The organism is Pelotomaculum sp. PtaB.Bin117, from assembly GCF_002067195.1.
Lineage (GTDB): Bacteria > Bacillota > Desulfotomaculia > Desulfotomaculales > Pelotomaculaceae > Pelotomaculum_D > Pelotomaculum_D terephthalicicum.
In genome coordinates this window covers 19,129-30,528 of the sequence record NZ_MVQM01000040.1, presented here as the reverse complement: position 1 = coordinate 30,528, position 11,400 = coordinate 19,129, and the positions used below count along the sequence as shown (strand labels likewise).

General features: G+C 52.9%; 9 protein-coding genes. 8 read left to right on the top strand and 1 reads right to left on the bottom strand.

Features of this window, described 5'->3' with window-relative positions; genetic code table 11:
- From A4E54_RS02435 to A4E54_RS02405, 7 genes are all read left to right on the top strand, one after another.
- Window positions 1-793, top strand: a 793-nt coding sequence (locus tag A4E54_RS02435) for a thiolase family protein (protein ID WP_286724140.1), incomplete at its 5' end; no start/stop codon positions are given.
- Window positions 793-1,263, top strand: coding sequence for a Zn-ribbon domain-containing OB-fold protein (locus A4E54_RS02430; RefSeq protein WP_240082470.1), 471 nt, complete (start codon window positions 793-795; stop codon window positions 1,261-1,263). The genes A4E54_RS02435 and A4E54_RS02430, both read left to right, overlap by 1 nt.
- Before the next feature lie 57 nt (window positions 1,264-1,320).
- Window positions 1,321-2,469, top strand: a complete 1,149-nt coding sequence (locus tag A4E54_RS02425; protein ID WP_240082469.1) for an acyl-CoA dehydrogenase family protein — start codon at window positions 1,321-1,323, stop codon at window positions 2,467-2,469.
- Between the two features lie 28 nt (window positions 2,470-2,497).
- Window positions 2,498-3,259 carry an electron transfer flavoprotein subunit beta/FixA family protein gene (locus tag A4E54_RS02420; RefSeq protein WP_240082527.1) on the top strand — a complete coding sequence of 254 codons (762 nt, stop codon included), beginning with the start codon at window positions 2,498-2,500 and terminating at the stop codon, window positions 3,257-3,259.
- Window positions 3,260-3,304: 45 nt separating this feature from the next.
- Window positions 3,305-4,279 (top strand): electron transfer flavoprotein subunit alpha/FixB family protein, encoded by a 975-nt coding sequence (locus A4E54_RS02415; protein ID WP_240082468.1) that lies wholly within the window; start codon window positions 3,305-3,307, stop codon window positions 4,277-4,279.
- A 72-nt stretch (window positions 4,280-4,351) separates the two neighbouring features.
- Window positions 4,352-6,388, top strand: a complete 2,037-nt coding sequence (locus A4E54_RS02410) for a heterodisulfide reductase-related iron-sulfur binding cluster (RefSeq protein ID WP_240082467.1) — start codon at window positions 4,352-4,354, stop codon at window positions 6,386-6,388.
- A 374-nt stretch (window positions 6,389-6,762) separates the two neighbouring features.
- Window positions 6,763-8,268, top strand: a complete 1,506-nt coding sequence (locus A4E54_RS02405) for a class I adenylate-forming enzyme family protein (protein WP_240082466.1) — start codon at window positions 6,763-6,765, stop codon at window positions 8,266-8,268.
- Between the two features lie 20 nt (window positions 8,269-8,288).
- On the opposite strand, the gene A4E54_RS02400 is transcribed toward A4E54_RS02405, so the two are convergent.
- Window positions 8,289-9,950: a class I adenylate-forming enzyme family protein gene (locus tag A4E54_RS02400; RefSeq protein WP_240082465.1), complete on the bottom strand. Its 1,662-nt coding sequence runs from the start codon at window positions 9,948-9,950 to the stop codon at window positions 8,289-8,291.
- A gap of 170 nt (window positions 9,951-10,120) precedes the next feature.
- Between A4E54_RS02400 and fabF the strand changes: the two genes are divergently transcribed.
- A complete protein-coding gene (gene fabF, locus A4E54_RS02395; protein WP_240082464.1) occupies window positions 10,121-11,353 on the top strand; it encodes a beta-ketoacyl-ACP synthase II in 1,233 nt (410 codons plus the stop codon).
- The last annotated feature ends 47 nt before the right edge of the window (window positions 11,354-11,400 follow it).

Genomic DNA, 11,400 nt, shown 5'->3' with positions numbered 1-11,400 from the left:
CGAGCTTGCTTCCGTGGACCATGACTGGGACGGCACGCAGGGGCTGGGCCTGCCGCCGCCGGTATTTTCCGCGGTAGCTCAAGAGCATATGAAGCTGTACGGCACCACTGAAGAGCAACTGGCCATGGTATCGGTGAAGAACCGCCGCAACGGCCTGAATAATAAGAAGGGTCAATACCAGGAGGCGATCACCCTGGAGCAGGCTATGAACGCCAGGGCCATCGTACGTCCCATGAAGCTTTTCGATTGCTGTCCGGTCACCGACGGGGCCGCGGCAATTATCCTGGCGGCGGAAGAAAAAGCCAAATATTTAACCGACAAGCCGCTTGTATACATCAGAGGCACCGGGCAGGCCACCCTGCACAACATGTCCGCCAATATGGCCAACTGGTCGACCTGGGAGTCCTTGAAAATCGCGGCCAAACAAGCTTATGCCAAAGCCGGCGTCACGGCCAAAGACGTTAATGTCGCGCAAACCCACGACTGCTTTACCATCTCGGAAATTATCGAAACTGAAGACCTCGGTTTTTGTGAAAAAGGCGAGGGCGGTCCCTTCGTCCAGGCAGGCCAATCCGACTTCGGCGGGCAAGTGCCGATCAACACGGACGGCGGCTTGCTGTCCTGCGGGCACCCCTTTGGCGCGACGGGCATTCGCCAGGGGATTGAAATCATGCACCAGCTGAGAGGCGACGCGGTGCGCCAGGTGGAAGGAGCCCGGATTGGCCTTACGCATAACCTGAGCGGTTTCATCGCCGCGCACACGGTATTAATTTACGGGAGGGATCTGGCGTAATGAGTATAGTTGAAGGAAAATATTCTGTGACAATGGACATGTGGCCGCTGCAAAGCAAGGAAATGACCCGGATTTACCCGTTTTACGACAATCTCAAAGAAGGGCGGTTCACTACCACCAGCTGCCGTGATTGCGGCACCCGGGCATTCCCGCCCAGGGTGGTCTGCCCCGAATGCTTGTCTGAAAACCTGGAGTGGGTCGATCTGCCGCTCAAAGGCCGGGTTCTGATAGTGACGGAAGAAGAGGTGGGAGTGCCGGTAGGGTTTGAAACCCCTTTGATTCACGCCATGATTAAACTGGACGATCAACTGACGGTTTTCGCGCGGGTGATGAACTGCAAAATGGGTGAACTGAAGGAGGGCGACGAAGTAAAACTGGTTGTCTACCCGGTAGATCCGCTGCCGGTTGACGGTAAGAAAGGTGCGATTAACCTTCAGGAAAGAGTTTTTTATGCTTTTGAAAAAGCCTGAAAAATTTTTATCAGTTTTTTGCGGGTGAAAACAATAACAGGCTGAAGGGGTGAGGACTTGAACTTTGAACTTGATAAGGAACTGTTGTTTTTAAAAGAAATGGTGCGGGATCTGGTGCAGGAAAAAGTGGCTCCCCGGGCTGCGGAAATTGACGAGCAGGATGAGTTTCCCTGGGATATCAAGGAAGCCCTGGCGGAACACGAGATACTGGCCATGCCTTTCCCGGAGGAGTATGGCGGGACAGGCGGCAAAGTGCTTCCCATGGCTATCGCGATAGAGGAAATAGCCAAAGTCAGTGCCAGCGTGGCCATGATCCCGAGTGGCCAGTGCCTTGGTTCGGTAGCTATTATCCTTGCCGGGACGGAAGAACAAAAACAACGGTTCCTGCCCGGCTTGGCCAGCGGAGAAAAGATGTGCGCCTACGGTCTTACCGAGCCAAATGCCGGTTCCGACGTGGGAGGCATGCAGAGTACCGCTGTGCTGGATGGAGATGAATATATAATCAACGGCACCAAACGTTTCATTACTTTTGGCAATATTGCCGATATTCTTACGGTTTTTGCCAAAGTAGTAGATAAGAACACCGGAGAAAAAAAATTGTCTTGTTTCGCGGTGGAAAAGGGAGAAGGCCTGGTTGTCCGCAATTTAGAGCATAAATTGGGTGTCAAAGGCACGCCGACGGCGGAGTTATTCTTTGACAACATGCGGGTTCCCAAGGAAAATCTGCTGGGTGCCGAGGGGGACGGGTTTAAAATTGCCATGCAGGTGCTTGATAAAACAAGGTCGGAAGTAGCGGCCCAGGCCATTGGCATAGCTCAGGGCGCCCTTGACTACGCGGTGCAGTACGCGCGTGACCGCGTGCAGTTCGGTAGCCCCATCGGCAAGTTCCAGGCCATCCAGATGAAGCTTGCCGATATGGAGATGAAAACACAAGCAGCGCGCTACCTGACTTATGTGGCGGCAGACAAGTACGACCGCAAGGCCCATGACCGGGGTAAATATTCAGCCATGGCCAAGGCTTTCGCCTCCGACGCGGCGATGTACGTTACCACGGAAGCCATCCAGATACTGGGCGGCTACGGTTACAGCAAGGAGTACCCGGTGGAGAGGATGTTCCGGGATGCCAAGATTCAGCAGATTTACGAAGGAACAAACGAGATCCAGCGCATAGTGATCGCCCGGAGCCTGTTGGGCCGCGGTTTTTAATAGCGGGGAGGGATAAAAGGTGCAAATCATGGTCTGTTTGAAACAAATACTCGATCCGGAACTGCCGCCGCGGGATTTCCGGCTGGAGAAAGGAGAAATGACCCCCGCCGCTGAAGGCGTGCCCCTGGTGATGAGTTCGTTTGACCAGAACGCGCTGGAAGTAGGGCTGCAATTGCGGGAAAAAATGGCCGGGGCGACTGTGACCGCGGTAACAGTTGGTCCGGAGGGCGCCGAGGATGTCCTGCGCAAGGCCCTGGCCGTGAAAGCGGACCGGGCTGTCCGGGTGCCGCTGGAGCAAGACAGTAAGCTCTCCGGCGGTATTGTAGCCGGCCTGCTTGCGGGCGCGGCCAGGGAGCTGGGCGCGGACCTGGTGCTCTGCGGACGGCAGGCCGGCGACTGGGACGGCGGCCAGGTAGGGTTGATCCTGGCGGAAGAACTGGGCTGGCCGGGCGCCAATCTGGTGACAGGCATTGAGCCCGGGTCCGGCGGGCTGGTTCTAAAGTGTGAACTCGACGAAGGATATGAAGTGCTTGAAGGAAACGCGCCTCTTGTGGCGGTTGTTACCAACCACGAGACAAACGTTCTTCGCATAGCCAAGGTAAAGGACACCATGGCGGCCATGCGTAAAAAAGTTGAGCAGATTAACGTGGCACCGCAAGGCGGCCGCTTAGAGCTGGCGAGTCTGGAGATTCCGGTCAAAGAGGTTAACTGTGAGATCATACCAGGCGAAGACGGCGTGGAAAAAGCAGACAATTTATTCAAGCGGCTGTTGGAGCTAAAAGTTTTGTAGGACTTTTGCACGTACATGACTAGCGGTAAGATTGGGGGAAGAAAAATGTCCTTAGTGCTGACCTGTTTATTCGATCAAGGAAGCCTGTCCCGGGACAGCCTGGAGGCTCTCGGCGCCGGTAAAAGCATCGCTGCAGAACTGGGAGCGGTGCTGGCAGCCGCGGTAATCGGCGCGGAAACCGGCGCGATAGGCGCGGCAGCCGGGGAATACGGGGCAAGCAAAATATATGCGGTGCAAGACGCCGCTCTGGCACAGTATTACTGCGAAGGATACCTGGCCGCGCTGGAAGCGGTGTGCCGGGAGTGCGAACCGGCAGTGGTCCTGTTCGTAACCAACGCGCCAGGACGCGAAATGGCGCCCAGGCTGGCCAAGCGGTTGGGCAGGACGGCTCTTGTCGACTGTCTGAGCTTTAACGCGGATAAAGAAACCGGCTCCATTGTCTTTACCAAGCCGGTGTTCGGCGGCAAGGCGATGGCGCAGGTGGCGATGAGTGACGCCCCGGCTGTGGTCGCCCTGCGCCGGCGCAGTTTTGAACCCGCCCGGCCGGAGCAAGCGGCAGCGGAAACAATCCAGGTCAAGCCGCCCGCCATTCCTCCCAACCCTTTTAAATTAATTGAGCGGGTGGAGGAGCAAACGGCAGGCGTCCGCCTGGAGGATGCCAGGGTGGTGGTATCCGGGGGGCAGGGGCTCGGCGGGCCGGAAAACTTCGCCCTGCTGGAAGAACTGGCCGGCCTGCTCGGAGGCGCTGTCGGCGCCAGCCGGGTAGCGGTAGACAGCGGCTGGGTCAGCAGTTCCAAACAAGTGGGGCAAACCGGCAAGATCGTCGCGCCGGACATTTACCTGGCGGTGGGTATCTCAGGGGCCTGCCAGCACCTGGCCGGGTGCTCCGGCTCCAAGGTCATCGTGGCTGTTAATACCGATCCCGAGGCGCCGATTTTTGGGGCGGCCAGGCTTGGGGTGGTCGGCGACTACAAAGAAGTTCTGCCGCCGCTGATCGAAAAAGTAAAAGAAATGGCTTAGGTTGACGGAATATGCATAACGGCCTCTTGCACGGGGCCGTTTGCATAATATTGGAGAGAGGGAGGAGTCGATATGGGACTGCCCGGCATAATTGTTTTTATTATTATTTTAGCTGGAGCTATCGGGCTTTTCGCCATGGCTATACGGCAACGCTATCTAATCCTGCGTTTGGGCCAGCCCGAAAACCGGTTCGACCAAATTGGTGAGCGGGTGAAATCATTATTTGTTTACGTGCTCGGCCAGAAAAAAGTATTGGATGAAGCATATCCCGGGCTGCTGCACGTGCTCATCTTCTGGGGTTTCTTAGTTCTCGCCCTGGGTGAACTGCAGTTTTTCGGAGAAGGATTGTATCCTGGATTCGTTTTGCCTTTATTGGGTCATTACCCGGCTTTTTACCTGATTCAGGATTTATTCGCGGTTTTAGTGCTGGCCGGTGTTCTTATGGCGGCCTGGCGCCGCTATGTGGTCAAACCGGACCGGCTTGAGCGCAACCTTGACGCGGCCATTATTTTATCGCTGATCACCGGGGTGGTCCTGACCCTTTTTATCGCAAACGGGTTAAGGGCGGCCGCTCACCCGGCGGCTTCGGCAGCGGCGCCGGTAACGGCGGTTGTCTCGTACTTCCTGGGCAAACAAGGCTGGAGCCTGGCTACTTTAAACTTACTGTATTATATTTTTTGGTGGGCGCATGTTTTAATCATTCTTGCTTTTTTGGTCTTTATTCCTTACTCCAAACACATGCATTTAATCGCCTGTCCCTTCAATACATTTTTCCGCTCCCTCAATCCCATGGGAAAAATGCTTCAGCCGCTTGATTTCGAGGATGAGCAGGCGACTCTGGGGGTAAGAAAAATTACAGATTTCAGCTGGAAGCACCTGTTGGACCTGCTGACCTGCACCCAGTGCGGCCGCTGCCAGGACAACTGCCCCGCTTATCTGAGCAATGCACCCCTTTCATCAAAGCGGTTTATTAATAATATGAAAGAACACTTGCTGGAGTGCGGGAAAGAAAGCAGCCCCGGCATAGCTCACGCTTACGCGGAACAGAACGAGTCAGGCGGGGAGACCGGGCGCCTGGTGGAAAGCAGCCTGATCGGCAGTGCTGTGGCGGAAGAAGAATTGTGGTCGTGTAAAACCTGCGGCGCGTGCCAGTATATTTGCCCGGTGATGATCGAACACGTGCCTAAAAATATCAACCTGCGCCGCTATCTGGCGATGGAAGAGGCTTCCTATCCCAGCGGCGTGGACAACGCCATCCGCTGTCTGGAGGACAGGGGCCACCCTTATAAAGGCACAATGGCCTCGCGCTCAAGCTGGTTTCGCGGTTCTTGGGCCGAAGACCTGGTCAAGGAAAACAACAAAGAGATCCTTTTCTGGGTTGGCTGTACGGCGGCCCTCGACGACCGCAGCATGAAGATAGCCCAGGCGTTTGCCGCACTGCTCAAACGCTCCGGGGTGCGGTTCGGGATATTAGGAGAAAAAGAAAATTGCTGCGGGGATCCGGCCCGGCGCCTGGGGAACGAATTTCTGTATGACGGCCTGGTCCGGGATAATATAAACCTATTTAAAAAGCATAAGGTTAAAACCATCGTAACAACATGCCCGCACTGCTACAATGCCTTTAAAAACGAGTACCCGCAGACAGATAGTGCATTCAGCAAGAATTATGAAATATATCATCACACTGAATATCTGGCTAAATTGTTAGAAGAAAAGAAGCTCGTCATAGCAAGCGCTTTCACGGAGACGGTAACTTATCATGATCCCTGCTACCTGGGCCGGTACAACGATATTTTTGATATTCCGCGGAAAATTCTGCAAAATATTAGCGGTTTAAAACTAATTGAGATGCAGAGGAACAGGGGCAGAAGTTTTTGCTGCGGCGGCGGTGGCGGCGGCGCCTGGATGGAAGAGGAAGGCACCAGGGTAAACCATATGAGGGCGGAGCAGGTTTTTGCAGCCGGCGCGGAGGTGTTATGCACGGCCTGTCCTTTCTGCATGACCATGATGAATGACGGGATCAAGGTGAAGCAGGCGGGTCAGGACAAGGCGGTTAGGATTTATGATCTGGCGGAAATATTGGAAACCGTGACTCAAAAAATTTCATAGTAAAGAAAAAGCGGTGAAAATCTACGGAAGAACTTATAAAGCATTTTCGCTTGTGAATATAGCAAAAAAATTTGGGATAAGCGTGAATAGCTTTACAGGGAGTAATAAACAGATAACTCTCTAAAAGTTAACATCCTCCCTTAATTTAGAGGGCGATTGTAAAATCACCCTCTTTTTTTCATCAAGCTTGGAAATTATGCTGAGCAAAACGCCGAGTTTGACCGAACCCGGGGCGATTAGACTCGTAGAATTATTTTGAATGATTTGAAGGAAATAAATATTCAAACTAGAATAAATAATTGGACTTTAAAATAGCGCGCGTATACTTTGATAAATGTTCCAAGGTACTCTTATCAAAGGGAGGACGGCATTTTATGAATATTTCAGATTTGATAACAATAAACGCCAACCGGTATCCTAACCGTAATGCCGTGATTTGTGGGGATGACGGGCGCGAATTGACCTGGCGGGAATTTAACCGGATGGTCAGCCGGTTAGGTAACAGCTTAAAAAAAATGGGAGTTGAAAAAGGGGATCGGGTGGGTATTTACCTGCCCAATTGTCCCGAATGGCTGATAACCTTTTTTGGAGTAATGAGAATTGGGGCAATAGCGCTGCCGTTCAATATCCTTTATAAGAGCGGCGAAATCTCCTATATTTTGAACGATGCCCGGGTTAAACTGGTTGTCGGGGCCGCGCGGGAGGTTAAGCAAAATATATTAAACATTCTTGAGACCATTCCTTCAGTGGAAAAGATCGTGACCCTGGGGGAAACAGTGGCAGGAGCAGTCGACTTTTATGCTAATATTTCGGAAAATTCCGACATATTAACGGGCGAGGATTGCCATGATGATGACGTGGCAGCCATGCTTTACACCTCTGGAACCACCGGACAGCCCAAGGGAGTTATGCTTTCCCATAAAAACTTCATGACTAAAGCGGCTTTAAACAGCGCCGCGCTGCTGTTGAATGAGCAAGATGTATTTATGACAGCCGCGCCTTACTGTCATATCTTTATTACGGTTACCTTGCTGGGGCCGTTTTACACCGGAGCCGCTGTGCTAAGCATGTCACGCTTTAATCCGGACAAGGCTCTTGAGCTACTCTCCCGCTACCGGGTCACCCACTTTGCCGGTGTTCCGACCATGTATATTTTTATGCTGAATTCCTATTCCCCGAAAAAATATGATCTTACCGCATGGCGTTATAAACAAACGGCGGGATACTCCATGCCGCCGGAGCTTTTTAATAAAATTGAGCAAACATTCGGCCCTGGGTTATGTGAGTTCTATGGTTCTACGGAAACCTGCGCCACGGTGACTTATAACAGACTCGGGCACAGTAAAATCGGCTCAATCGGGCCGGCCGCGCCGGGATATTCGCTAAAAATCGCAGACGAACAAGGCAACGAACTGCCGGTGGGCGAAGTGGGGGAAATCCTGGTAAAGGGGCCGGGAGTCTTCAGAGGTTACTGGGAGAGGCCCGGCGCCACAAAGGATGCTTTCAAGGACGGTTATTTCTGTACCGGCGACCTTGGCTGCCGCGACGAAGAAGGCTATTACTATATTGTCGACCGCAAGAAGGATCTGATCTTGAATGGAGGTTATAATGTTTACCCCAGGGAAGTGGAAAAGATCCTTTACCAGAATGACAAAATTCTGGAATGCGCTGTAATAGGCGAAAAAGACCCGGACAGGGGCGAAGTGCCCGTGGCCTTCGTTGTATTGAAGAAAGACGGGCAGCTAAGTGAAGCGGATCTAATTGACTTTTGCAAGAAAAATATGGCTTCCTATAAGGTGCCGAGATATATCAAGTTTATCGATGAAATGCCGAAAAACTCTACCGGCAAAATTATGAAGCGGTTGTTGAAAGAGGCCTGAGAACTTCTGACTTTGTCTTGTCAGACTCTCTCCAACAACCCCTTTTCCCTGTCTTCCGCGGTCTTTTCCTTGACCTTGTAATGGATTTTCTTCCCTGTCGCCGTGTACGGCAGCTCTTCCACAAACCGGTAGTACCTGGGCTTCTTAAATTGCGCCAGCATAAGATGGTTGCGGCAGTACTGGTCCAGTTCCTTGGCAGTGAGTGAAGGGTCATTCTTGACAACATAAGCCGCGACTGCTTCACCGCGCGTCCTGTCGGGCACACCGACGACAACAGATTCCTTCACCTTGGGGTGTCCGTTGAGTACTTCTTCCACCTGCACCGGGTGAATGTTTTCTCCCGCGCAGATGATCATGTCGTCTTTTCTTCCCACCACAGTGATGTAATTGTCCTCGTTCCAGGTTCCCAGGTCGCCGATGTATATCCATCCCTTGTAAAAAACCCTTTCTTCCTCGGCCGGACTGTTAAAGTAGCTGTAAGAGCACTTAGCGTGCGACTTGATGATTATTTCACCGACTTCTTTACCGTCTTTCGCCGCGTAGTCGTCCGGTTCAGCCCTCCGGTCCGGATAGACCTTGACCACCGCCGCCTCGTCGTCGGTGCAGGAGCGTCCTGCGGAACCCGCCATCTGCGGCAGGTCAAACGGCCGCAGGAAGGTATTCCAGAAGGCTTCCGTGGTTCCATAGCCGTTGTAGATATTCGGAGTAAGTACTTTTTGGAATTTAATGCAGGCTTCCCTTTCCAGGGGGGCGCCCATGGTGACAATTCCTTTAATTGTATGCAAGTTCTTTGCCTCTTTGGCCTGTAGGTCATGCAGCAATTTCAACATCGGCGGGGCGCCGATTAGGAAGGTAATGCCGTAGTTTTCCACATGTCCCAGGCATGCTCTGGGGTTGAATTGTCTCAGCACCACCACTTCACCTCCCACGTAAAGCGTGGGGCAGGGGCCGCCGGAATGCAGACCGCCGCGGTGAAACCAGGGGCTCATATTCATGGTCTTGTCCGCCGGGTTAAGCGGGAAGTGCATGATCACGTCGTGAGCCGTGAATATTTCGTTAAGGTTGTTTAAGGGCACACCCTTGGGCATGCCCGTGGTGCCTGAAGTGTACAGACGGGTGGTTTCATCGTATATGCTGGTGGGTTGTTTAATGCCGGGGTCGCCTTCCGGCCGGTTTTTGACGTATTCACCGTATGTAAGGGAACCGGCAAAAGGTTTTTCGTTGCCGCGGAATTCCACCATCACCACCCGGCGCGGTTTGTGTTCGGCCATGTGCAGGGCTTTCTCAGCCATGTCCCTGATTTCTTCGTCGAAAACATAAACGGCTGGCTTGCTTTCATCAAGAATATAAGCGGTTTCGCCCGGGGAAAGACGGAAATTGATCGGGCAGTTGACGGCGCCTATTTTCTGCGGCGCCAGGTAGCAAAAAATAAATTCAGCTGAATTTAAAAGTTGGTAGACAATCACTTCACCCTTTTTCAGTCCGTCGTCAAGAAAAGCATGGGCCAGCCTGTTGCATTCCCTGTCGAGCTGCGAGTAAGTCCAGCTTTTTTTTCTGATCGGACAGGTGAGAGCATTCTTCTGGGGAAAGCGGTCCACATTTCGCAGAAAACCGTTGAGATAGGTGAAGTTGTTTTCGAAAAGATCCTTGAAAGTATTGGTGTGATAAGTGATACTGGACATAGATCCCCTCTCCATTGCGCTTTTATTTAATATTATATTTTGGTAAAATATTAAAGTAAATGAAAAATAGGATTATTTTTATTAAAGAATTGAAATTTAGTTCATGAGGGGATTCTCATTTTTTAGAAAGTTGTCTTGTTGCTTGGGAAAAATTACGGGAGGGACCCTTTTTGCGTGATAGAATAGTTATTACCGGCATGGGGGCGGTAACTCCCCTGGGGATAGGAACGGAAGCCTACTGGAAGGGATTGATCAAGGGCGAGTGCGGCATAGAAAGAATCACTCTTTTAGACCATGCGCCGGTACAGTGTCAGATCGGGGCGGAGGTTAAGAACTTTGTCCCAAACGCGTTTATGCCTGCTAAGCTTGTCCGGGAGAGTGACCGTTTTATCCAGTTTGCCCTGGCGGCTGTTCAAATGGCGGTTGAAGACAGCGGGATCGATCTTGACGGAGAGGATCCTTTTCGGGTCGGGGTGGTGTTCGGGACGGCAATAGGCGGGATTATCACCGTTACCGGAGAACAGACCAGGCTTCTAAACGGTTCACGCATTGGCCCGCACTTTGTGCCTAAGTTTCTAACCAACATGGCTTCCGGTCAGGTGGCGATACGCTACGGGATTAAAGGTCCCAATCTTACTGTAACCACTGCCTGCGCCTCGGGAGCGGACGCGGTGGGGGCTGCCATGCACATGCTGAAAAGGGGTGAAGCCGATGTGGTGATTGCCGGCGGGGCTGAGTCGTTGTTCTGTTTGCTGATGCTTGCCGGGCTTTGCTCGGCAAGGGCGCTGTCCTGCCGCAATGATGAGCCTGGGAAGGCTTCCCGCCCATTTGACAGGCAACGTGACGGCTTTGTCATGGGTGAAGGGGCGGGGGCCCTGATCGTTGAGACCCTTGAGCATGCGGCGCGGCGGGAAGCACATGTGCTGGCCGAGTTGGCAGGCTATGGCCGTTGCGGGGATGGCTACCATGCTGTCGTTCCGGCGCCCGATGCCGCCGGAGAGATCCACTGCATGCGCAAGGCCCTGGAAGACGCCGGTATTTCGGCTGATGAGGTGGACTATATTAACGCGCACGGCACGTCAACGGTCTTGGGTGACCAGGTGGAGACAAAGGCCATTAAAGAGGTTTTCGGTCCCAGGGCCTACAAGATACCGGTCAGCTCCACCAAAGGAGCCACCGGACACTTGATGGGCGCCGGCGGAATAACCGAACTCATCGCAAGTGTGAAAGCCGTCCGGGAAGATTTGCTCCCGCCGACAATCAATTATGTATATCCCGACCCGGCCTGCGACCTGGATTACGTGCCCAATGCCGCCCGGCGGGCGACAGTGCGGGTGGCGATGTCCAATTCATTCGGCTTCGGAGGACAGAACGCCAGCCTGCTGGTAAAGAAATATGAATAGCAGGGTCGGATGATCCTGGTATTCTTGGATGCGGAGGTAATCGATTG

Bases quoted from the DNA above. Each gene is read 5' to 3' on its own strand.
- A4E54_RS02430 (WP_240082470.1), top strand. From the start codon at position 793: ATGAGTATAGTTGAAGGAAAATATTCTGTGACAATGGACATGTGGCCG.
- A4E54_RS02420 (WP_240082527.1), top strand. From the start codon at position 2,498: ATGGTCTGTTTGAAACAAATACTCGATCCGGAACTGCCGCCGCGGGAT.
- A4E54_RS02415 (WP_240082468.1), top strand. From the start codon at position 3,305: ATGTCCTTAGTGCTGACCTGTTTATTCGATCAAGGAAGCCTGTCCCGG.
- A4E54_RS02410 (WP_240082467.1), top strand. From the start codon at position 4,352: ATGGGACTGCCCGGCATAATTGTTTTTATTATTATTTTAGCTGGAGCT.
- A4E54_RS02405 (WP_240082466.1), top strand. From the start codon at position 6,763: ATGAATATTTCAGATTTGATAACAATAAACGCCAACCGGTATCCTAAC.
- A4E54_RS02400 (WP_240082465.1), bottom strand. From the start codon at position 9,950: ATGTCCAGTATCACTTATCACACCAATACTTTCAAGGATCTTTTCGAA.